Here is a 22,475-nt window from a genome sequence, read left to right on the forward strand (position 1 = left end):
CTCCGAAAGTATAATTAAAAAAATTAATTATAGCATTTTAAGAGCGATTATCAAAATTTATTTTATCCTTTACAAGAAAAACAGCACAAATAGCCAATAAAGCTAGAAAAATCATATATATACTCATTCCATATAAAAATGGATTTTCGCCTCTAGTAGCAAGAGTATTGAGCCAAAAAATAAGCTGAGGAGTAACCCCTCCTGCGATAGCATAAGCGATATTATACGAAAAGGAAATTCCTGAAAATCTTATTTTAGCTCTAAAAACTTCACTCATTAAAATAGGAGCAAAGACATTAATCCCACCTAAAAAACAAACACTTGTATATAAAATACAGGTTAAGACAAGATTTTTAAGATCATATAAAGCATAAAAATACAAGCAAGAAAAAAATGCAAAAACTAAAGAAAAGAAAATGCAAATTTTAAACAAACCTAATTTATCCACAAGATAGCCCATAAACACTCCACCTAGTGTTATACCTAAAATTCCTAAAACTTGTAAATAACTTCCTTCAATCGCACTCAAACCCAAAATACTTGGCATAAATTTAGGCATCAGTAAGATAAGCACTACAACACAACCTGTTAAAACCCAAGTTATAAAGATAGATGCGAGCATATTTTTGAAAATATTTTTTTCTTTAAACAAATCCTTAAGTGGAAAAGCACTCAAACTCCGTTCTTTTTGCATTTGTTTAAAAATAGGAGTTTCTTGTAAAAATCTACGCAAATAAATAGAAATAATCCCAAAAATTCCACCCACAAAAAAAGCGATACGCCATGCATAAGCTGCGATTTCTTCGGTGCTAAAAAAAGCATTGATCAGTAAAAATACCATACTTCCTAGTAAAATTCCCAAAGCCATAGCCGAATTTAAACAACTCAAAGAAAAAGCCTTTTGATTTTCTTTACAATGTTCTCTTACAAAAACCCAAGCACCAGGTAATTCTCCGCCTATAGCAATACCTTGAAAAATTCTTATAAGTATAAGCAAAAACGGCGCTAAAAAACCAAGAGTTTCATAACCAGGTATAAAGGCTAATGTAAAAGTAGGAAGCACCATAAGCAAAATACTTAACATAAACATATTTTTACGCCCAAATTTATCACCAAAATGCGCCATCACTATACCACCTAAAGGGCGCGCTAAATAACCTGCAGCAAAAGCTCCATAAGTATTTAACAAAGTCCAAAATTCACTCATATCTTTAGGAAAAAATACTTTTGCGATATATTCAGCAAAAAATACAAAGATGATAAAATCATAAAATTCTAAAGTTCCACCTAGCGACGAAAGTCCTAAAATTTTAAATTCTTTTGTACCTAGTTTTGATTTTTTCATTATTTTATACCTTAAAGAATTTTAAAAATAACCATTATACTACAAATATTTATAAAACAAACAATCCTTTTCAATTTAATTTAACTCATTTTGATGATAAAAATCATAAAAATCAGCTTAAGCAAAATTTTTAATAATTTTTCAAAAAAACGACACAAGCTGTCATAAGAATACTTTATACTTTTTTTTGAAATTAAAATCAAGGAAAAAAATGCAAACCCGAGCTTTAAAAACCCCAAATACTTTTTACAAGACAAAAAACTATATTTTTATCTATAGTAAAAAATAACAATATTTTAGCAAGGTAAAAATGATGATTATTGTAGGGATTTTAGGACTTATCATTAGTACAGCGGTTTTGTTAACTTGTGGAGTATTTTGGGTTTTATTTGGGATTGTGTTTTGGGGAGTGATTTTAGCTTTTATGCTTTTGGATTTAAGTGGAAGTTATGGTATGGTGGCACTTTATATACTTTTTATAGTGCTTAATTTAGTTTTAATTTACAAAATCATAAGGAAAAAGAAATGAAAAAATTAGCTTTAGCTTTAGGTGGAATCGCACTAGGTGCTTGTGGTGAAAAAATCTATAAAGGCATTAAAAATACTTGGGATAAATTGATTTTTAAAGATCTCATCACACTTAGAAAAGTCATCAAGCAATACGAAGAAATAGAGCAAATTTATCCTAGCTATTTAAACGATCCTAAATTTTTAGAATTTAGAAAAACCCACAAATACGATGCAGAAGCTATTCATAATATAAAAGATCATTTATTTAGCGATCTAAAAAAAGAAAAGCTTATTCAAATAGGCACTACAATGGAAGCTTTTATGGAATATAGCGATAAATATCTTCAAGATGATATAACGGCATTAAAAATCAGCTGGAGATTTTGCGCTATAAGATTAAAATTTGATAGTGCTTTGTTGCAGTTACAAGATATAAACAAGATAGTATAAAGAGTTAAAATACAAGAAAATTTAAAAGAAATTTACAAAGAATTTGAATTTTTAAATACTCAATTTTCAAGCTATTTTAATGATGAAGAATTTGTAAATTTTAAAAAAGATTTTGAAGCAAAAAATGCTTTAAATTACCGTGATTTCGAAGAATTTAAACTAGAAGAAACAGATAAAGAAAGGCTTAAAGATATACAAATTCGCTTATTAGCTTATATCAACTTTTGTAGCAGTAAAGATATAAAAGAAAAAAGAGTAGAGATGATTTCTAAAACCTTTATGCCTATGTTTCTTATTTCTAGGTTGTATTTTACTTTAAAAGAAGAAAAACTAGATATACAAATTCGCAAAATACTTAAGGAAAAAGACGAGTTGGCAGAGGAAAAATCTTTATGGATTTCCAAAGTCCTACCTTTTTAAAAATTCTTAATGGAAAACATATTGATTTTTGGTAAATAAAATATTTTAATTTATAAAATTTTTAAGGGAATAAAATGGAAAATGATATCATCAAAAAATTTATAAATACAGATTATAAGCTTTTAGAAAAAGAACTAGAAGAATTATCTAAAAAAGATGAGTTAAGGCTTGAAGTTGATCAAGGATTAGATCAAGCCTTGAGAGATCTTGAAATAATAAGTGCTAAAATACCACAAGAAGAAACACAAAAGCTTTTTGATCAATGTGCTAACAATGCAATGGATGCGGTTATGGGACATTTTGGATTTGCGGCGGTGATTTTGGATGCTAAAGACGGAGGAAATGTTAATACTACTCATAATGTTAGAAATGGTTTTTATGCTAGTGAAAAAGAGAAACAAAGATATGCTAATCGCGGTAAGTATGATTCAGATAATTATCATCAAGATGATAATTATAAAAGAATTAACAAAGAACAAAATGTATTAAAAAAGCAGGGAAAACTAGAAGATTATATGACAGGTAAGAAAATCAATGCAAATGCAGATACTGATTTAGATCATATAGTTGCCGCAAAAACAATACATGATGATCCTGCTAGAGTTTTAGCTGAAATAGATGGTGCAAAATTAGCCAACACAGAAAGCAATTTAAAAATGACAGATAGTTCATTAAATCGCTCTAAAAAAGATAAAAGCGCTGAAAAATTTTTAGCAGATAGAGATAAAAGATTAAAATTTTTAGCAGAAAAAGAAAAGAATGGAGCTTTAACGCCAAGTCAGCAAAAAGAAAAAGAGAAATTACTAAAACAAAAAGAAATTCAAGATGAAAAATTTAAAGAACAATATGAACAAAACGAAAAAGAAATTAATAGGGAAGTAGATAAAACATACTATACAAGCTCTAAACCTTATAAGGAAGCATTAATTACAGGTACCCAAGATGCTGCTAAAATAGCTGTTTATTCAGCCTTGGGTGTTGTTTTGAAAGATTTTATTAAAGCTATTATCATCGAACTTAAAGTCACTTTTAAAGAATTTGGCAATGAAAGCTTAAAAGAAATTTTAGTGCGTTTTAAAGATAGATTTTGTAAGGTTTGGGAAGAATTGAAACTTAAATGGAAAGATATCTTAAAAAACTCTCTTGAAGGAGCTTTGCAAACATTTTTTTCAAATTTAGTGGTGTTTATTATTAATATTTTTGCTACTACACTAAAAAAAATCGTGCAAATTATAAGAGCGGGTTTTACATCTTTATGGCAAGCAGTGAAAATAATAACAAATCCCCCAAAAGATATACCCAAAGAAGATATTTATTATGAAGCTTCAAAAATTATGGTTACAGGGCTAATAAGTGCTACTGCTATGCTAGGGAGTGAAACATTAAACAAATTACTTACATCAGTTCCTATACTAGGGCCAGTGATGCAATTTCCTATTCCATTTACCGGAGAAAAAAATGATCAAGGAGAGCTTGTAAATTTTCAAACTATAGGAGATGCACTTTCTTTGTGCATTACTTCAGCTTGTGGAGCCGTATTAAGCACTATCGCGATTTTTTATATGGATAAATGGAGAAATGATTCTAAAATAGGTAGTCTTCAAATTCAGCTTGTAGCACAAAATGGTGTGGTAATGCATTATAAAATCGCACAAACTTGGTTTGTTTTGGGTGATGCGTATAATTTGTTTGGGCAAGTGATGGAGCGAGGAAGTCAAAATTTAGTAATACTTAAAAACAAAGTTAATCAAGTTCAAAATAAGTTAAAACAAGCAGAAGGAGAAAGACAAGAAGCAATATCTGACTGCATTAAACAACTTGAAAATTTAAGAGGAGAATAAATATGGATAATAAAAGATTAGTAATCAATCCAAAGAAAAATTTACAAAATTTAAAAGAAATTGGAGAAATCCAAGGGCAAATTAAAAATTGCACTCCTGAAGAGTTGCAAATTTTAGCTAAAGATCAAGTAAAGCAAATTGATATGAAAATCCAAGAAGCTTCAAGAAAAATTGTTAGGGCTAAAGAGTTGGCTTATAAAGCTAAAAATATAGAAAATTCATTTTTTGAAACTTTAAATCCATTTGCTAAAAGTGAAACAGATAAGAAATTAGAAGCATTATCTGAAGCCGATATAGCAAATGCTGAAGCTATAGGGGCACAAAATGAGCTTATACAAGAAACTATTAAGCTTATTTGCTGTGATATGGTTTTTGCGGATTTAATGATAAACGAACTGTCATTAATGATATATGAAAAATACGAAATTAATGAAGAAGCTATACTAAGTTTATCAAATGATACAAAAAAAATTAGTAAAGAAATTACAACAACGATTCTTCATCAAGCAAAACAACGCATTACTGAAATGCAAAAGGCAAAACAAGAAATACAAGAAACCAAAGAAGATATTAGAGATATGGAAGATGATATAAAAGAGCTTGAAGAGAGATTAAACAAAAAACGACAGATTGATGATGAACAACACAAATTAATAGAGACTCATTATCAAGAATTTATTAATTTTAAAATGCAAATGGAAAATGACACAAAAGAAAAAGAAAATAAAATTAGTGATTTAAAATTTAAAATTAGCAAGAAAAATACTGCTTTTAGCATTATAATTTCGAGTTTGGCTTTAATTGTTAGTATTGTTGCAATAATTTTACAATTTATTAAATAGCTAGGGAGTTTTTATGGGATTTTTAGATAGTTTAAAAGAAAAAGCGCTTGAAGCTTCAGAAGCAGTAAAAGAAAAGACAACTTCTGCAACAGAAGCTATTGTGGATACAGCTTTGAAAATTAAATGCGCAACTAATTGGCATGCAGGAGAATTTAACAATGAAGAAGGCAAACCCGAATGCTTTTTTTCAAAAGTTTGTCCTGATTGTGGAAAATATATTACAAAAACCAAACATTTTTTCAATGAACCACCCGTAATAGAAGATCCTAACAGATGTTATGGATATAGAGTATGTGAATTATGTGGGTTTAAGCAAAGTGATTATTTTCATAATTATGAAAGAGCGGATAAAAACGAACAATGCGTTATTATTGAAAGATGTAGTTTGTGTGGACATGAAAGATTTGGTAAACCAGAGCATGAATGGATACACAATAGAGAAGGTGATGCTTTTTTTAAAATTTGTAGAGATTGTCATATTAAAATAAGAGTTTATGAATAATTATGACCCACGATAAACTTGCAGTGCGTTTAGCGCAAATTTTAATGCGTTTTAATAATGGAGGAAGGTTTAGCCTAGAAGAATTAGCAAGTGAATTTAATGTCGATATTAGAACCATACAAAGAGATTTAAACCAAAAGCTTTCTTTTATGCCTATTAAAAAAGAAAATGGAAAGTATTTTTTAGAATCTTTTGCACTCGGCAAACTTAGTGTTAAAGATATACAAAATTTTGCCATGTTAAGCGGGATTCAAGAACTTTATCCAAAGCTAGATGAGGATTTTATAACAGATTTGCTAAACTCTAAAGTAAATAGCATTTTTATGATAAAAAACAATGGCTTTGAAAAAGTTGATTATGAAAATTTTAAAATCATCAGTGTTGCGATTTTAAAACACAATATTTTAAATTTTAACTATAAAGAAAAAAGTCGTGAAGTCAAACCTTATAAGCTTTTAAACTATCAAGGAATTTGGTATTTAATAGCTGATGAAAAGGATAAATTAAAGCATTTTACTTTTAGCAAGATTAAAAATATTCGCAAAAATGATGAAATTTTTACCCCTAAAGAAGAATTTTTAGACCAAATTCTAAATGATAAAAATATTTGGCTAGATGATAGTAAAGAAGCTATCGTAAAGCTTGATAAAAAGGCTAAAGAGTATTTTTTTAGAAAAAATATTTTAAACAACTTTGAACTCATCGATGAAGATGAGCAAAGCTATACTCTAAAAGTATATTTTTCCTATGATGATGAGCTTCTAAATGTAGTAAAACAATGGATACCCTATATGAAGATAGAAAAACCTTTTGAACTGAAAGAAAAACTAGATAGCATTTTAAAAGACTACTTGGAAAACTAATTTCTTAATAAATTCAAATATTTTTTGCTATAATCACAGTTTTATTTTAATGAGAGGAGAAAATTTTGGCAAAAGACGATGTGATTGAAATCGATGGCACAGTGCTTGAAGCATTACCTAATGCAAATTTTAAAGTTGAACTTGACAACAAGCATGTGATTTTATGTCATATAGCAGGAAAAATGCGTATGCACTATATAAGAATCATGCCAGGGGATAAAGTTAAAGTTGAACTTACACCTTATAGCCTTGATAAAGGGCGTATCACTTTTAGATATAAATAATATAAGTTATTTAAAAGCTAATTTTAGATAAAATTAGCGTTTTTGCGACAAAATGTATCGAACTATATGAAGAGGTATTTTTAAAATTCACCACTTATTTTAAAAATAGTTGGTTATTCATAAAACCTGATGCAGTCGTAAATGAAGTGGAATTCATTTAAGGAGAACTCATGAAAGTGAGACCATCAGTTAAAAAGATGTGCGACAAGTGCAAAGTAGTTCGCCGTAAAGGCGTAGTTCGCATTATTTGCGAAAATCCAAAACATAAACAAAGACAAGGATAAACATGGCTCGTATCGCAGGTGTGGATTTACCAAAGAAAAAAAGAATTGAGTATGGACTTACCTATATTTATGGTATAGGACTTTTTACTTCAAGAAAAATCTTAGATAAAACAGGCATTTCTTATGATAAAAGAGTGCATGAACTAAGTGAAGATGAAGCAGCAGCTATCAGAAAAGAAATCCAAGAAAACTATATGGTTGAAGGGGATTTAAGAAAACAAGTTGCTATGGATATAAAAGCACTTATGGATTTAGGAAGCTTTAGAGGCTTAAGACACAGAAAAGGCTTACCAGTTCGCGGACAAAAAACAAAAACAAACGCAAGAACTAGAAAAGGTAAGAGAAAAACTGTTGGTGCAAAATCATAAGGATAAAAGATGGCAAAAAGAAAAATCGTAAAGAAAAAAGTAGTTAAAAAAAATATAGCAAAAGGTATTGTTTATATCAGTGCAACTTTTAACAATACCATGGTAACTGTTACAGATGAAATGGGAAATGCTATCGCTTGGAGCAGTGCAGGCGGTTTAGGATTTAAAGGTTCTAAAAAATCAACTCCTTATGCAGCACAACAAGCAGTAGAAGACGCTTTAAATAAAGCAAAAGAACACGGAATCAAAGAAGTAGGCATTAAAGTACAAGGACCAGGAAGCGGTAGAGAAACTGCTGTTAAAAGTGTAGGTGCTATGGAAGGAATCAAAGTAACTTTCTTAAAAGATATTACTCCATTAGCTCATAATGGTTGCAGACCGCCTAAGCGTCGTCGTGTCTAAGATATAAGAAAAAATTAGGAGAATTAATTATGGCAAGATATAGAGGACCAGTAGAAAAATTAGAAAGACGCTTTGGTGTTAGCTTAGCATTAAAAGGAGAAAGAAGACTAGCCGGAAAAAGCGCATTAGATAAACGCCCTTATGCACCAGGACAACACGGAGCAAGAAAAGGTAAAATCAGCGAATACGGACTCCAATTAAGAGAAAAACAAAAAGCTAAATTTATGTATGGAGTAAGTGAAAAACAATTCAGAAGACTTTTTGCAGAAGCTGCTAGAAGAGATGGCAATACAGGGGTTTTACTTATCCAACTTTTAGAGCAAAGACTTGACAATGTAGTTTATAGAATGGGCTTTGCTACAACTCGTCGTTTTGCAAGACAACTTGTAACTCATGGACACATTTTAGTAAATGGAAAAAGAGTAGATATCCCTAGCTTTAGAGTAGAAGCAGGAGCAAAAATCGAAGTAATAGAAAAAAGCAAAAATAATCCTCAAATCACAAGGGCGATCGAGCTTACTGCTCAAACAGGTATCGTTGCTTGGGTAGATGTGGAAAAAGATAAAAGATTTGGAATTTTCACTAGAAAACCTGAAAGAGAAGAAGTTATCATTCCAGTAGAGGAAAGATTCATCGTTGAGCTTTACTCTAAGTAATAGGGGCTAAATCATGAGAAACATTACAACATCTGCTTATACGCCGACAGAATTCACTATAGAAAATATTAGTGATACTGTGGCTAAAATCAGTGCTTGGCCTTTTGAGATCGGCTATGGTATTACCCTAGCCCATCCTTTACGCCGTTTACTTTATACTAGCACTATAGGTTATGCTCCAACCGCTATCCATATCGATGGTGTAGCGCATGAATTTGATAGTATGCGTGGTATGCTTGAAGATGTAGCACTTTTTATCATCAATCTTAAAAAATTACGATTCAAACTTAAAAGCGATTCCAACAAAGAAATCGTTGAGTTTAGTTTCAAAGGCCCTAAAGAAATTTATGGTAAAGATCTAAACAACGATCAAGTTGAAGTCGTAAATACAGATGCATATTTAGCAACGATCAATGAAGATGCTGAACTTAACTTTACTCTTATCATAGAAAAAGGCATTGGTTATGTACCAAGCGAAGAGATTAAAGAGCTTTTAAATGATCCAAAATTCATAGCTCTTGATGCTTTTTTCACTCCTGTAAGAGAGGCGACTTATGATATTGAGAAAGTTTTATTTGAAGACAATCCTGACTATGAAAAAGTAGTTTTAACAGTAACTACTGATGGACAAATCACTCCAAACGAAGCTTTTCAAAATGCTTTAGAAGCTATGTATAAGCAATTATCAGTATTTGATAAGATTACAAATGTTAGAAGCATCATAAAAAGTCAAGCTACAAGCAATGAATTAGAAAATACTAAATTATTGCAAAATATTACTGATCTAAATTTAAGTGCAAGAAGTTACAATTGCCTTGAAAAAGCAGGAATTGTTTACATCGGAGAGCTTGCTTTAATGAGCGTTAATGAACTTGCTGGACTTAAAAATTTAGGCAAAAAATCTTTAGATGAAATTAAAAGCATTATGGAAAGCATAGGCTTCCCTGTGGGTACTTCTAAGCTTAGTGATAATAAAGATTTGCTTAAGAAAAAAATCGATGAATTAAAAGCACAAAACGAAGGATAAAGAATGAGACATAAACACGGATATAGAAAACTTGGCAGAACTTCATCTCATCGTGCTGCCTTGTTAAAAAATTTAACTATAGCTTTAGTTAATAGCGGTAAAATCGAAACAACTCTACCAAAAGCTAAAGAATTAAGAGGCTATGTAGAAAGATTGATTACTAGAGCAAGACTTGGAGATTTTAACGCTCACAGAGCAGTTTTTGCTGCTTTACAAGATAAAAATGCTACAAATAAACTTGTTACAGAAATAGCTCCAAATTTCAAAGAAAGAAATGGTGGCTATACAAGAATTATCAAAACAAGAATTCGCCGCGGTGACGCAGCTGAAATGGCTTTTATTGAATTTGTAGCCTAAAAATTCCAGCTTAAGCTGGAATTTTAAAATTCATTTTTCTTATATTTTTCTAATTTACTCCAACTTTTTATAAATCTAAAAATTCAAAATCATCTTTTAAATCCAATTCTAAAAATAAAAATTCTTAAATGATTATTTAAAAAATAATTTTTAGCCAAATTTTTAACTACTTATGCTAATATAATTTTTTATTTTTATAAATGCAAGGATATAAAATATGCAAGAAAATTCTCGTTTGCGTATAGCTATACAAAAATCAGGCAGACTCTCTAAAGAATCCGTAGAACTTTTAAACAAATGCGGAATTAAAATGCATATACATGAGCAAAGTCTCATAGCTTTTTCAACCAACCTACCTATAGATATTTTAAGAGTTAGAGATGATGACATACCTGGTCTTATCTTTGATGGAGTCGTAGATCTTGGCATTATAGGCGAAAATGTTTTGGAAGAAAATGAACTCGAAAGAAAAAGCTTAGGCGAGGAAGCAAATTACAAGCTTTTAACAAAGCTTGATTTTGGTTATTGTAGACTTTCACTTGCCTTGCCTCAAGAGAAAAAATTTGATAATTTGAAAGATTTTGAAAATTTAAGAATCGCCACTTCTTATCCACAGCTTTTAAAACGCTTTATGAAAGAAAACAACATTCATTATAAAAATTGTATGCTTACAGGTTCAGTTGAAGTAGCTCCAAGAGCAAATTTAGCCGATGCGATTTGTGATCTTGTTTCAAGCGGTGCAACACTACAAGCAAACAATCTTAAAGAAGTTAAAGTTATTTACCAATCTCGTGCTTGTTTGATACAAAAGCAAAATACTCTAAGCGATGAAAAACAAGCTTTGGTTGATAAAATCATGCTTCGCGTTGCAGGAGTAATGCAAGCAAGGGAAAGCAAATACATCATGCTTCATGCTCCAAAAGAAAAACTTGATAAAATCCAATCCCTACTTCCAGGCGTAGAAAAGCCTACTATCTTGCCTTTAGCACACGATGAAAAAAATGTAGCCTTGCATATGGTAAGTAAAGAAAATCTTTTTTGGGAAACTATGGAGACCTTAAAAGAAGAAGGTGCGAGTTCGATTTTGGTTTTACCTATTGAAAAAATGTTAAAGTGAGTAAAAAATGCAAATAATAAATTTTAACGAATTAGACGAAAAACAAAAACAAGAAGTATTAAAACGCCCTGCAATAGCAGCAAAAGATGAAATTTCACAGATAGTGAGCTCTATCATCAAAGAAGTTAGAGAAAAAGGCGATGAAGCTTTGATAGAACAAGCTTTAAAATTTGACAAAGCCCAAATTTCAAGCATTAAAGTAAGTGAAGAAGAGCTTGAAAACGCAAGCTTACGCTTGGATAAAGACTTAAAAGAAGCGATTTTAATCGCTTATGAAAATATCAAAAAATTCCACGAAGCACAAATTCCAAAAGAAATAGCCATTGAAACCACCAAGGGTGTAAAATGCGAAGTTTTAACACGCCCTATTGAAAAAGTAGGACTTTATATACCAGGGGGTTTGGCGCCTTTATTTTCAACGGTTTTAATGCTAGCAATTCCTGCAAAAATAGCTCAATGTGAAAAAATCGTTTTGGCAAGCCCTGCTAAAATAAACGATGCCACACTTTTTTGCGCCAAGCTTTGCGGAGTAGATGAAATTTATCAAATGGGTGGTGCAGGAGCCATAGCAGCACTAGCTTATGGAACCAAAAGCGTTTTAAAAGTAGATAAAATCTTTGGGCCAGGCAATGCCTTTGTTACCGAAGCTAAACGCCAAGTAAGTAGTGATATAAACGGAGCTGCTATAGATATGCAAGCTGGACCTAGTGAAGTTTTAGTCATAGCAGATGAGAAAGCAAATGTTAAATTTGTAGCAAGCGACTTGCTTTCACAAGCTGAACACGGCGCAGATTCTCAAGTGATTTTAGTATGCTTAAGCAAAGAATTTGCACAAGGTGCGAGTGATGAAGTAAGCCGCCAACTTGAAAATTTACCAAGAAAAGAATTAGCGTCTAAAAGCATTGCAAATTCTAAAATCATCATTGCAAAAAACTTAGATGAAGCTCTTTTAATCTCAAATCTTTACGCACCTGAGCACTTAATCATACAAACACAAAATCCTCGCGAACTTTTAGATAAAGTCAAACACGCTGGATCTGTATTTTTAGGTGAGTTAAGTCCAGAATCCATGGGTGATTACGCAAGCGGAACAAATCATGTCTTGCCAACTTATGGACTTACTAAAACGCATTCTAGCTTGGGTTTAGCTGATTTTAGTAAAAGAATGAGCGTACAAGAACTTAGCAAAGAAGGCTTTTTAAATTTAGGAAAAAGTGTTGAAATTTTAGCTGCAAATGAACATTTAGACGCACATAAAAATGCAGTAACTTTTCGCTTAGAAAGTCTAAAATGAGTGAAAAAATCCTTTTTATCGATAGAGATGGCACCATCATAGAAGAACCAAAGAGCGATTTTCAAATCGATAGCCTTGAAAAACTTCGTTTTGAAAAAGGTGCTATCCCTACTCTTTTAAAACTTAAAAATTTTGGCTTTAAATTTGTGCTTGTTTCTAATCAAGATGGCCTTGGAACTCAAAGCTTTCCTAAAGAAGATTTTGAAATAGCACATCAAAAAATGTTGGATATTTTACAAAGCTGTGGTATAGAATTTAAAGACATTTTCATTTGTCCACATTTTGAAAATGAAAATTGCGAGTGTAGAAAGCCAAAAACCGCCCTTTTAGATGAGTATATCAAGCACAATCTTTACAATAAAGAACAAAGCTTTGTGATCGGTGATCGAGATACTGATATGATCCTAGCTTCAAATTTGGGTGTTCGTGGGTTAAAATACAGCGAGAATTTGACTTGGAAAGAGATAGAAGAAGAGATCTTAAATTCCTTTCGCACCGCAAGCATTTCGCGTATCACTAAAGAAACCAATATCCATGTAAAAGTATGTTTAAATGGCGGAAAGATTGCTATTAATACAGGAGTTCCTTTTTTCGATCATATGCTTGAGCAAATCGCAGTACATGGGGGCATAGGACTTGAAATTTCTTGCAAGGGCGATTTAGAAATTGATGAGCATCATAGCGTTGAAGATGTTGCTTTAGCTTTAGGAAGTGCCATAAAACAAGCTTTAGGAGATAAGATAGGCATCACAAGATATGGCTTTGTCTTGCCTATGGATGAGTGTTTGGCAAGTTGTGCGATCGATTTTTGCAACCGTCCGCATTTGGTTTATAAAGCCAAATTTAAAAAGGAAAAATTAGGCGAATTAAGTACTGAAATGATAGAACACTTTTTTTACTCGCTAAGCTACTCAATGGGAGTGAGTTTACACTTAAAGGTTAAAGGTAAAAACGATCATCACAAAGCCGAAGGGCTTTTTAAAGCTTTTGCAAAAGCCTTAAAAATGGCTGTAAAAATTGAAAGTGAAAATTTAGCCAGCTCTAAAGGGGTAATATGAAACTGATCATCATCGATACAGCATGTGCAAATTTGGCATCTTTGAAATTTTGTCTTGATAGACTAGGCTTTAATGCTAAAATCAGTAGAGATTTAAAAGATTTAGAAAATGCAGATAAACTTTTTTTACCAGGAGTTGGAACAGCAGCAAAAGCAATGAGCAATTTAGAAAGCTTTAATCTAACAAATTTTATCAAAAATACCAAAAAACCCTTACTTGGAATTTGCCTAGGAATGCAAATTTTAGGGGATTTTTCAGAAGAACTAGATCAAGAAACTCTAGGCATTATACCTTTTAAAACTCAAAAATTTGAACTTCCAAAAGAGTATTCTTTACCGCACATGGGGTGGAATGAAGTTGCAAGCTCACACCCACTTTTTAAGGGTTTAAATGGGGCTTATTTTTATTTTGTACACAGTTATCATGTAGCATTAAATGACTATGCCATAGCTACAAGTGATTATGGGGTAAAATTTAGCGCAAGTTTAGCAAAAGATAATTTTTATGGCGTACAATTTCACCCTGAAAGAAGCGGAGAAGCGGGGGAAATTTTAATATCAAATTTCATTAAGGATATAGCATGATAATCCCTGCACTTGATTTGATCGATGGACAAGTAGTGCGCCTTGTTAAAGGTGATTATGAACAAAAAAAAGTATACAAATACGATCCTTTAGAAAAATTTAGAGAATATGAAAACGCGGGAGCAACTTGGCTTCATTTAGTGGATTTAAGCGGAGCTAAAGATCCAAATAAAAGACAACTTGCTTTAATAGAAAAATTAACAAATGAAGTCAGTGTTAATTTGCAAGTAGGCGGTGGAATTCGCACCAAAGAAGAGATACAAGCTTTGCTTGATTGTGGAGTAAAGCGTGTAGTGATCGGCTCTTTGGCAATTACAAATCCTACGCTTTGTGTTGAAATTTTGCAACATTTTGGAAGCGAAGCTATCGTTTTAGCGCTTGATACGATTTTAAAAGAAGATTATATGATAGCTATTAACGCTTGGCAAGATACGAGCGATAAAAGACTTTTAGAGGTTTTGGAATTTTATAATATCAAAGGCCTAAAACACATACTTTGCACCGATATTTCAAGAGATGGCACCATGCAAGGAAGCAATGCTGAACTTTACGCACTCATCCATAAAAACTTTCCTAAAATTCACACTCAAGCAAGTGGAGGTGTAGCGAGTTTAGAAGATCTTAAAAAACTAAAGGGTATTTGTAGTGGGGTTATCGTAGGAAAAGCTTTATTAGATGGAGTTTTTAGCGTAGAAGAAGGGATAAAATGCTTACAAAACGCATAATTGCATGTTTAGATGTAAAAGATGGTAGAGTAGTAAAAGGAACACAGTTTAAAAATCATAAAGATATGGGAGATATCGTAGAGCTTGCAAAGCGTTATTCTCAAAGTGGGATCGATGAGCTTGTGTTTTATGATATTGCTGCAAGTGCTAGAAAAGAACGCATTTCAAGAGAATGGGTAAGCGAAGTGGCTAAAAATATCAATATCCCTTTTTGTGTAGCAGGCGGCATTAAAAGTGAAGAAGATGCAGCCGAACTCTTAGCCAATGGAGCGGATAAAATTTCTATCAACTCCCCTGCTTTAAACGATCCAAATCTTATCACTCGTTTGGCCAAAAGTTTTGGGGTACAATGTGTTGTAGTGGGCATTGATAGCTTTAAAGATGAAAATGGAAATTTAAAGGTTTTCAAATACACAGGTGATGAAAACACGAGTAAACATAGCGGGAAAAATACGATCGAATGGATTAAGGAAGTACAGGATTTGGGCGCTGGAGAGATAGTGCTAAATATGATGAATCAAGATGGTGTTAAAAATGGATATGATTTAGAACAATTAAGCCTTGTAAAAAAAGAATGCAAAGTACCTTTGATCGCAAGCGGTGGAGCTGGTAAGATGGAACACTTTTTAGAAGCCTTTGAAATAGGAGTGGATGGGGCTTTAGCAGCTTCTGTTTTTCATCAACAAATCATTGATATTAAAGAATTAAAAAACTACTTAAAAACCCAAGGTGTAAGTATAAGGATATAAAAATGCAAAATTTCCAAAATTTAAATGAAAAAATCAATTGGCAAAAAGTAAATGGGCTTATCCCTGTCATAATACAAGATGCAAAAAGCTGTGAAGTTTTAATGCTAGGTTTTATGGATGAAAAAGCTTTAGAAAAAAGCTTAGAAAGTAAAAAAGTCGTATTTTTTTCGCGTACTAAAAATCGCCTTTGGATGAAGGGTGAAGAAAGTGGAAATTTTTTAAATATCGTTGATTTAAGCCTTGATTGTGATAATGATACACTTTTGATTTTGGTTGATCCTATAGGAGCTACTTGCCATATAGGCAATATCTCTTGCTTTGAAAATGTATCAAAAAATGCAGATTTTGTCTTTTTAGCAAGATTAGAAAAACTTATAAATTCACGTAAAAATGCGGATGAAAACACTTCCTATACTACAAAGCTTTTTAAAAAAGGAACAAAACGCATCGCACAAAAAGTCGGCGAAGAAGGTGTGGAAACTGCCTTAGCAGCGACTGTTAAAGATAAAGATGAGCTTATTTGCGAGGCGGCTGATTTGATGTATCATTTAAGTGTTTTACTCGCAGATGCAAATTTAAGTTTTTCAGATGTCATCGCTAAGCTTAAAGAAAGACATAAAGAATAAATTGAAAAATATCATTTTAGGCTTTTTGATCTTTTTTATCTACCCTGCATTAATGATGTTTTTCATCTTAATGCATAGAAAATATATATCTGAAGTGCCAATGTTAGGTTTTCATACAAACATGGAAATTTTTAAACGAGCAGGTATTTATTATTTTTATCTTTTAGTAATTCATATCCCTTTATTTTTAGTGTGGAAAAAAGTTATTTCAAAGATAGAAAGTTTAGATTTTATAAATACTTTTTATTTTGGGATTGCTTTTAGCCTTTGTGTGTTTTTCTTGCTTACTTTGCCTTTAGATGGGCATTTAGCTTTAGTGCCTTTGCTATGCGTGTTGTTTAGTTTTGTCTTTGTTTTTAAATTTATTTATTTTTGTTTTAAGAAAATTTCTTATTTTACTTGGAAAAAACTTATTTTTATAATAACTACATTACTAGGTATTTGTGCAGGTTTAGCTTATATCTTTTTTTGCCTTTATTATCAACTTTGTATTTTTGACAATTACGATTTTTTAGGTAAATTTTATAATATCCCTTCTTATAAAAGGCCTTTGAATTTTATATTTTAATGAAAAATATGGACAAAAAAGCCTAAAATTAGGCTTTTGTCGATAATCTAGGGTAAATTAATGCAAAGCTTCGTTAAGCTTGATCGCTTTTTTATTTAAACTTACTATCATCGCTCCGCTGATAGAATCTTGACGGAAATGAAGCCCATTTAAGCCTTTAAGCTCGATGCCCTTATAAATCTCTTTGCTAAAATCAAAATAAGGATTAAGTTTAGCAAGCTCCTCACGATCTTTAAGTAAAAATTTCGTTCCTTCAAGCACTGCAATTCCCGCATCTACGATACAATTATCACCCAAAGGAATTCCTGTTACTGAATTTGCTCCTAAAAGACAAGCTTTACCTACACTTATAGCATTTCCACTTGTTCCGCTTAAAACACCTAAAATAGAAGCACCACCGCCCACATCAGAGCCTTCACCTACGATAGCACTTGAACTTATACGCCCTTCAACCATACAAGCCCCTGTTGTTCCTGCGTTAAAATTCACATAGCTTGCACCTGGCATGATTGTAGTACCTGCAGCCAAAGATGCACCCATTCTTACTTTAGAGCTTTCTAGAATTCTTGTATTATCTTCAGGAATGATATGTGCTAAAAATCTTGGGAATTTATCTACAAAATCAATTTTTGGATATTGATTGCTCATTTTTAAACGCATTTCATTTTCTCTTAAATACTCAAGCTCGATAGGCTTATCATCACTCCAAGCTACATTGCTTAAAAGTCCAAAAGCTCCATTTAAATTTAAACTTCTTAAAGGAACTTTTTTAGTAGAAAGCAAATAAAGTTTCAAATAAACACTTTCCACACTCAAAGGCTCTTTATCTTCAAAAAGACATACAAAAGCAAATTCGTCATCTTTAAATTTATCTTTGATAATCTTTAAAATATCGATATTTTTATGTCCCTCTTCTTCTAAAAAAGGTTTAAAGCAAGCAAGCGCATAATCGATATCCTCAAGCTTAAGAATTTGTACAAATTCGCTTGCTTCAAAATCAATCTCAACACCCCTTTGCATAAAAGCTTCAAGCATAATCGCCGCAGAACCAAAATTTTGCTCATAATTTACCAAAGCAAAACTGGCTTGTAAAATTTTATTTTTATTAAGCTGACCACGATCAAGTCTTGCTATACCAAAAGCTTTAGGTTTTCTATATCCATTTTTTTGTTCAATTTGCTTGATTAAAAGTAAAAAATCTTCTTTAGTATTAATAATCATTTTTTCTCCTTCAAAATTTTAATGCGAACAAGCACTTTTTCCATTCATCACAGGTTGGATTGCAGAATTATCCGCACCGCCTTCATTATTGATTTTTTCTATAAATTGCCAAATTTTTTCAGCTGCCATTAAATAACGCTTTGCACTTACACTTTCAGGATGATAAAAACTCACAGGTTTTCCTTCATCTCCACCCTCTCTTACTATCATCTCTATAGGAATTTGTGCTAAAACTTCACTCTTATAAGCTTTTGCCATATCTTCAGCTGTTCCTTTACCAAAAATATCATACTCTTTGCCATTATCAGGACATAAAAAGCCACTCATATTTTCTATCACGCCAGCGATTGGAATGTGAAGTTTGTTAAACATATCTAAAGCTCTTTTGCTATCATCTAAAGAAACGGTTTGTGGGGTACTTACACAAACACCCGCAGTAATTGGAATGCTTTGTGCTGAAGTAATTTGCGCATCTCCTGTTCCTGGAGGCATATCTAAAAACAATACATCAAGTTCAGGCCAAATCACATCTGCAAGTAATTGCTCGATAGCTTTCATGATCATAGCTCCACGCCACATAAGCCCTTGACCCTCTTCGATTAAAACCCCCATACTCATCATATAAACACCATGACTTAAAATCGGCTTTAATCTTTGTCCTACTACTTCAGGTTGAGTTTTAGTTTCACCTAACATCCTTGGGATATTTGGCCCATAAATATCTGCATCTAAAATCCCTACTCTTTTTCCCATTTTAGCCATAGAAATAGCTAAATTTACAGTGGTTGTAGACTTACCTACTCCGCCCTTTCCGCTTGAAACCATGATGAAATTTTTTACTTGAGGTGCGATATTTTTACCACTTCTTGAATTGCTTTTTTCTTCAGGAATTTTTGGAGTAATGATATGAATTTGTAAATTCTTTAAATTTAAAGAAGCTAAAGCCTCATCAATATTTTTGCGTAATTCTTCGCTTACTTGCGGATTTGATGAAACAATTTCAAGCTCAACGATAACATTCTCATTTTCGGTTTTTATATCTTTTACAAAATTAAAACTCACTATATCCTTATCAAAACCTGGATATTTTACACTTTTTAATTTCTCTAAAATTTGCTCTTTCATCTCTTTTCCTTAATTTTTAAAAAATCAATTTTACTAATAAAATGATAAAATTTAGCTTTTTATAAGTGTATAATATGGTAACATTATATATAAAATTAATATTATAGCAAAGGGAAAAAATGGCTAATCTTAGCTTGATTATGCTAGCAGCTGGAAATTCTACTCGCTTTGATATGGGAGTAAAAAAACAATTTCTACGCCTTGGCGACGATCCTTTATGGCTTTATGCTACGCGAAATTTAAGCACTTTTTATCCTTTTAAAAAAATAGTTGTTACTTCTAGTAATATCACTTATATGAAAAAATTTGCTAGAAATTATGAATTTGTTGAAGGTGGTACCACTAGGGCAGAATCCTTAAAAAAAGCCCTAGAAATCATAGACAGTGAATTTGTAATGGTAAGTGATGTAGCAAGAGTTTTAGTAAGTAAAAGCTTGTTTGATCGTTTGATTGAAAATTTAGATAAAGCTGATTGTATCACTCCGGCTTTAAAAGTCGCAGATACCACGCTTTTTGAAAATGAAGCCTTGCAAAGAGAAAAAATCAAACTCATTCAAACTCCTCAAATTTCACGCACTCGCTTACTCAAACAAGCCTTAAATCAAAATTTAGATTTCACAGATGATAGCACAGCTATATCTGCAGTGGGTGGAAAAATTTGGTTTGTTGAGGGTGAGGAAAATACTAGAAAAATAACCTTTAAAGAAGATCTTAAAAAGCTTGATTTACCTCGACCAAGTAATGAAATCTTTTGCGGAAATGGTTTTGATGTTCATGAATTTGGAGAAGAACGCGCCTTGCTTTTAGGTGGAGTTGAAATTCATCCTACTATGGGCTTAAAAGCACACAGTGATGGAGATGTTTTAGCTCACTCTTTAACCGATGCGATTTTGGGTGCTGCAGGACTTGGAGATATAGGAGAGCTTTATCCTGATACTGATATGAAATTTAAAAATGCCAACTCCATGGAGCTTTTAAAACAGGCTTATGATAAAGTCAGAGAAATAGGTTTTGAACTCATCAATATAGACATTTGCGTCATGGCACAAAGCCCTAAACTTAAAGACTTTAAACAAGCTATGCAAAGCAATATAGCTCATACCTTAGATTTAGATGAATTTAGAATCAATGTTAAAGCCACAACAACGGAAAAATTGGGTTTTATTGGAAGAAAAGAAGGTATGGCGGTGCTTAGTAGTGTAAATTTAAAATATTTTGATTGGACAAGATTATGAAAGTTTTAATTATTGAAAATGAAATTTATCTAGCGCAAAGCATTAGCATTAAACTAAGTGATGCTGGATATAGCTGTGAAATTATTAACTCGTTTGATGAGCGTAACCCTGAAAAATATTATGATATTGTTTTACTTTCTACTAATACTAGTAATTTTTTAAAAGCGGTTACGGAATTTAAACATAGCATTATTATTTTGCTTATTTCTTATATCAGCACAGACACAGTTTCAAATCCTTTAAAACTTGGTGCGTGCGATTATATACAAAAACCTTTTATGATAGAAGAATTGATACGAAAAATCAAACATTATCAAGATTTTAAAAAGCTCTCCATTCTTAATAAAGCTTATAAAAGCTATATTAAATCAAGACTTCAAACAGTTAAAATTCCAGAATACAACTATAAAAAACTAAAACTTCCTGTTGTTTTAAAATCCAACAAACAAAGCTCAGCTGATGCCTTTGTATTTAATTATATCAACGAATACGATATCACCCTTTCTTATGTTGATCTATCTGTGAGTAATTCAGTAGAAAAAGCGATGAAACTTCCAACGGAAAACAATCTTTTATTCTTGAGTAATTTTCAAGTTTTAAAACCGCTAGAGCGTGAAAAATTGCTTGAATTTATCAAAAACAAATCAGTTATTTTACATACTAATTCAAATATAGAAGATTTAGAGCTTCCGTGCATCAATCTTAGTGATAATGAAAAAAATATCGATAGTAATCAAATTTTAACCATAGATGAATATGTTAAATATATTATTTTAAATTATCAAAATGTCTTTCCTGATACAGATCTTTCAAAGAAATTAGGAATTTCTCGTAAGTCTTTATGGGAGAAAAGGAAAAAATATGAAATCAGCAAAAAAAAATAAAAGCATTATCATAGACAAAAACGAACTAGGCATTCTTTCTCTTATCAAAGAGGGTTTGCTTGGCAGTTGTACTCATTTAATGGATGAACATGAGACAAAACAAATTTTTAAAACGGGCAAATCCAACAACGAAAGCTTTCCTTATCCTCTATCCTTTGCTCCAAAAGTTTCAGAAGAATTTATTAAAGATATTCCCATAGGAAGTAAAATCGACCTCATTCTTGATGATGAAATAGTAGGAAATATCACGCTTAAAAGTAAATTTAAAAATGATAAAAATTTTTCCAATATCTTTAGCCCACACACCTGCTCTTTAGATGATATGGGTGAAATTTGTATCGGTGGAGAGATAGAAATTTATAATTCCACAATCCAAAAAATCAAAGAAGAATTTCATAAAACCAAAGAAAATCTTAATGCTCATAAAATTACCGCTATAGTTTCAAGCTTTGATCCTTTGCATAGAGCGCATGAAAGAATGTTTCGCTGGACTATAGATAAGGCGGATTTGGTTGTTGTTTTTCTTGTAGAATCTTTTGATGCCAATGGCTTTGATTTTGATTTGAAGCAAAATTATTTGAAAAAATTTATTCAAAATTATTTGCCACCGGATAGAATTTTTATCTTCCCACTTAAAGATATCAATCTTTTCCATGCTCATTTAAATCCTAGCTTAGAAAGCATTTTGGCTAAGAGTCTTGGATGTACCAAACTTGTCGTAGGGCAAAATCACACAGGACTTGGAATGTTTTATGATGATAATCAGCCTAAAACCATACTGGATGATTTTTCTAAAGATTATGATATAGAAGTGATTGTTTTGCCTGAATTTGTATTTTGCGATGCATGTCGTATGATAGTAAGTACTCGATCTTGCCCTCATGGATGCCATCATCATTTACATTATAATTCTCAATCCTTAAAAGAATTGTTAAGAGCAGGTATTGTGCCTCCTGCTGTTTTTATGCGAAAAGAAGTTTCAAGTATTATCTTATCTTCTATTTTTCCTAATCGATTTAAGAATTTGCAAAAAATCTATAATGATCTTTTTGCAACAGATGGAATTTTAGAATACAAAAGCGATGAAGAATTTTATCAAAAGCTTTTAGAAACTCATCAAATGTCTTATATGGTTTGA

General features: G+C 31.8%; 28 protein-coding genes. 25 read left to right on the forward strand and 3 right to left on the reverse strand.

Annotation, left to right across the window (positions count from 1 at the left end):
• Positions 1-37: 37 nt before the first annotated feature.
• Entirely contained in the window at positions 38-1,345 is a 1,308-nt protein-coding gene (locus CCO88_RS07530) for an MFS transporter (RefSeq protein ID WP_002781463.1), read from the reverse strand.
• Positions 1,346-1,658: 313 nt separating this feature from the next.
• On the opposite strand from CCO88_RS07530, the gene CCO88_RS07535 reads away from it, so the two are divergent.
• The 22 genes from CCO88_RS07535 (at position 1,659) to CCO88_RS07640 (ending at position 16,872) form a co-directional block, all read left to right on the forward strand.
• Positions 1,659-1,874 carry a hypothetical protein gene (locus CCO88_RS07535; protein ID WP_002820357.1) on the forward strand — a complete coding sequence of 72 codons (216 nt, stop codon included), beginning with the start codon at positions 1,659-1,661 and terminating at the stop codon, positions 1,872-1,874.
• The gene (locus CCO88_RS07540; protein WP_002779553.1) at positions 1,871-2,305 is read left to right on the forward strand and encodes a hypothetical protein; all 435 of its coding nucleotides are present in this window, start codon (positions 1,871-1,873) and stop codon (positions 2,303-2,305) included. The genes CCO88_RS07535 and CCO88_RS07540 overlap by 4 nt, the downstream gene beginning before the upstream one ends.
• A gap of 261 nt (positions 2,306-2,566) precedes the next feature.
• Positions 2,567-2,725, forward strand: coding sequence for a hypothetical protein (locus tag CCO88_RS10685; RefSeq protein WP_002799142.1), 159 nt, complete (start codon positions 2,567-2,569; stop codon positions 2,723-2,725).
• A 74-nt stretch (positions 2,726-2,799) separates the two neighbouring features.
• On the forward strand, positions 2,800-4,566 hold the full coding sequence (locus tag CCO88_RS07550) for a hypothetical protein (RefSeq protein WP_002794422.1): 1,767 nt from the start codon (positions 2,800-2,802) through the stop codon (positions 4,564-4,566).
• Positions 4,567-4,568: 2 nt separating this feature from the next.
• Entirely contained in the window at positions 4,569-5,408 is an 840-nt protein-coding gene (locus tag CCO88_RS07555) for a hypothetical protein (RefSeq protein WP_002806903.1), read from the forward strand.
• A gap of 13 nt (positions 5,409-5,421) precedes the next feature.
• Complete coding sequence (locus CCO88_RS07560; protein ID WP_002783453.1) at positions 5,422-5,910, forward strand: hypothetical protein; 489 nt, start codon at positions 5,422-5,424, stop codon at positions 5,908-5,910.
• Positions 5,911-5,912: 2 nt separating this feature from the next.
• Positions 5,913-6,773, forward strand: coding sequence for a helix-turn-helix transcriptional regulator (locus CCO88_RS07565; RefSeq protein ID WP_002806898.1), 861 nt, complete (start codon positions 5,913-5,915; stop codon positions 6,771-6,773).
• Between the two features lie 65 nt (positions 6,774-6,838).
• Positions 6,839-7,057, forward strand: coding sequence for a translation initiation factor IF-1 (gene infA / locus CCO88_RS07570; protein ID WP_002781436.1), 219 nt, complete (start codon positions 6,839-6,841; stop codon positions 7,055-7,057).
• 170 nt (positions 7,058-7,227) lie between these two features.
• Complete coding sequence (gene rpmJ, locus CCO88_RS07575; protein WP_002781429.1) at positions 7,228-7,341, forward strand: 50S ribosomal protein L36; 114 nt, start codon at positions 7,228-7,230, stop codon at positions 7,339-7,341.
• Positions 7,342-7,343: 2 nt separating this feature from the next.
• A complete protein-coding gene (gene rpsM, locus CCO88_RS07580; RefSeq protein WP_002779545.1) occupies positions 7,344-7,709 on the forward strand; it encodes a 30S ribosomal protein S13 in 366 nt (121 codons plus the stop codon).
• A 9-nt stretch (positions 7,710-7,718) separates the two neighbouring features.
• Positions 7,719-8,111 (forward strand): 30S ribosomal protein S11, encoded by a 393-nt coding sequence (gene rpsK, locus CCO88_RS07585; protein ID WP_002779544.1) that lies wholly within the window; start codon positions 7,719-7,721, stop codon positions 8,109-8,111.
• A gap of 29 nt (positions 8,112-8,140) precedes the next feature.
• On the forward strand, positions 8,141-8,767 hold the full coding sequence (gene rpsD / locus CCO88_RS07590) for a 30S ribosomal protein S4 (protein WP_002779543.1): 627 nt from the start codon (positions 8,141-8,143) through the stop codon (positions 8,765-8,767).
• A 13-nt stretch (positions 8,768-8,780) separates the two neighbouring features.
• Positions 8,781-9,794: a DNA-directed RNA polymerase subunit alpha gene (locus CCO88_RS07595; RefSeq protein ID WP_002781428.1), complete on the forward strand. Its 1,014-nt coding sequence runs from the start codon at positions 8,781-8,783 to the stop codon at positions 9,792-9,794.
• A 3-nt stretch (positions 9,795-9,797) separates the two neighbouring features.
• Positions 9,798-10,151 carry a 50S ribosomal protein L17 gene (gene rplQ / locus CCO88_RS07600; protein ID WP_002779541.1) on the forward strand — a complete coding sequence of 118 codons (354 nt, stop codon included), beginning with the start codon at positions 9,798-9,800 and terminating at the stop codon, positions 10,149-10,151.
• A 217-nt stretch (positions 10,152-10,368) separates the two neighbouring features.
• The gene (hisG, locus tag CCO88_RS07605) at positions 10,369-11,268 is read left to right on the forward strand and encodes an ATP phosphoribosyltransferase (protein ID WP_002799710.1); all 900 of its coding nucleotides are present in this window, start codon (positions 10,369-10,371) and stop codon (positions 11,266-11,268) included.
• A gap of 7 nt (positions 11,269-11,275) precedes the next feature.
• Complete coding sequence (hisD, locus tag CCO88_RS07610) at positions 11,276-12,562, forward strand: histidinol dehydrogenase (protein WP_002779539.1); 1,287 nt, start codon at positions 11,276-11,278, stop codon at positions 12,560-12,562.
• Positions 12,559-13,620: a bifunctional histidinol-phosphatase/imidazoleglycerol-phosphate dehydratase HisB gene (hisB, locus tag CCO88_RS07615; RefSeq protein ID WP_002781423.1), complete on the forward strand. Its 1,062-nt coding sequence runs from the start codon at positions 12,559-12,561 to the stop codon at positions 13,618-13,620. Before hisD ends, hisB begins: the two co-directional genes overlap by 4 nt.
• Positions 13,617-14,204 (forward strand): imidazole glycerol phosphate synthase subunit HisH, encoded by a 588-nt coding sequence (gene hisH, locus CCO88_RS07620; protein ID WP_002786528.1) that lies wholly within the window; start codon positions 13,617-13,619, stop codon positions 14,202-14,204. Before hisB ends, hisH begins: the two co-directional genes overlap by 4 nt.
• The gene (gene hisA, locus CCO88_RS07625) at positions 14,201-14,929 is read left to right on the forward strand and encodes a 1-(5-phosphoribosyl)-5-[(5-phosphoribosylamino)methylideneamino]imidazole-4-carboxamide isomerase (protein ID WP_002779536.1); all 729 of its coding nucleotides are present in this window, start codon (positions 14,201-14,203) and stop codon (positions 14,927-14,929) included. Before hisH ends, hisA begins: the two co-directional genes overlap by 4 nt.
• Complete coding sequence (hisF, locus tag CCO88_RS07630; protein ID WP_002823691.1) at positions 14,911-15,678, forward strand: imidazole glycerol phosphate synthase subunit HisF; 768 nt, start codon at positions 14,911-14,913, stop codon at positions 15,676-15,678. The genes hisA and hisF overlap by 19 nt, the downstream gene beginning before the upstream one ends.
• A gap of 2 nt (positions 15,679-15,680) precedes the next feature.
• On the forward strand, positions 15,681-16,304 hold the full coding sequence (gene hisIE, locus CCO88_RS07635; RefSeq protein WP_002788583.1) for a bifunctional phosphoribosyl-AMP cyclohydrolase/phosphoribosyl-ATP diphosphatase HisIE: 624 nt from the start codon (positions 15,681-15,683) through the stop codon (positions 16,302-16,304).
• A gap of 1 nt (position 16,305) precedes the next feature.
• Positions 16,306-16,872 carry a hypothetical protein gene (locus CCO88_RS07640; RefSeq protein ID WP_002783465.1) on the forward strand — a complete coding sequence of 189 codons (567 nt, stop codon included), beginning with the start codon at positions 16,306-16,308 and terminating at the stop codon, positions 16,870-16,872.
• Between the two features lie 57 nt (positions 16,873-16,929).
• On the opposite strand, the gene CCO88_RS07645 is transcribed toward CCO88_RS07640, so the two are convergent.
• Positions 16,930-18,090, reverse strand: a complete 1,161-nt coding sequence (locus CCO88_RS07645; RefSeq protein WP_025443272.1) for a tetrahydrodipicolinate N-succinyltransferase N-terminal domain-containing protein — start codon at positions 18,088-18,090, stop codon at positions 16,930-16,932.
• A gap of 21 nt (positions 18,091-18,111) precedes the next feature.
• Complete coding sequence (locus tag CCO88_RS07650) at positions 18,112-19,218, reverse strand: Mrp/NBP35 family ATP-binding protein (RefSeq protein ID WP_002779531.1); 1,107 nt, start codon at positions 19,216-19,218, stop codon at positions 18,112-18,114.
• Between the two features lie 119 nt (positions 19,219-19,337).
• Between CCO88_RS07650 and CCO88_RS07655 the strand changes: the two genes are divergently transcribed.
• Genes CCO88_RS07655 through CCO88_RS07665 form a run of 3 tightly spaced genes read left to right on the forward strand, consistent with a single transcriptional unit; the run spans position 19,338 to position 22,475 of the window.
• The gene (locus CCO88_RS07655) at positions 19,338-20,453 is read left to right on the forward strand and encodes a bifunctional 2-C-methyl-D-erythritol 4-phosphate cytidylyltransferase/2-C-methyl-D-erythritol 2,4-cyclodiphosphate synthase (protein WP_002839989.1); all 1,116 of its coding nucleotides are present in this window, start codon (positions 19,338-19,340) and stop codon (positions 20,451-20,453) included.
• Entirely contained in the window at positions 20,450-21,337 is an 888-nt protein-coding gene (locus tag CCO88_RS07660; RefSeq protein ID WP_002839991.1) for a DNA-binding transcriptional response regulator, read from the forward strand. The genes CCO88_RS07655 and CCO88_RS07660 overlap by 4 nt, the downstream gene beginning before the upstream one ends.
• On the forward strand, positions 21,315-22,475 hold the full coding sequence (locus tag CCO88_RS07665) for a sulfate adenylyltransferase (RefSeq protein ID WP_002839992.1): 1,161 nt from the start codon (positions 21,315-21,317) through the stop codon (positions 22,473-22,475). Before CCO88_RS07660 ends, CCO88_RS07665 begins: the two co-directional genes overlap by 23 nt.

The organism is Campylobacter coli LMG 9860 (assembly GCF_000254135.1).
GTDB classification, from domain to species: domain Bacteria; phylum Campylobacterota; class Campylobacteria; order Campylobacterales; family Campylobacteraceae; genus Campylobacter_D; species Campylobacter_D coli.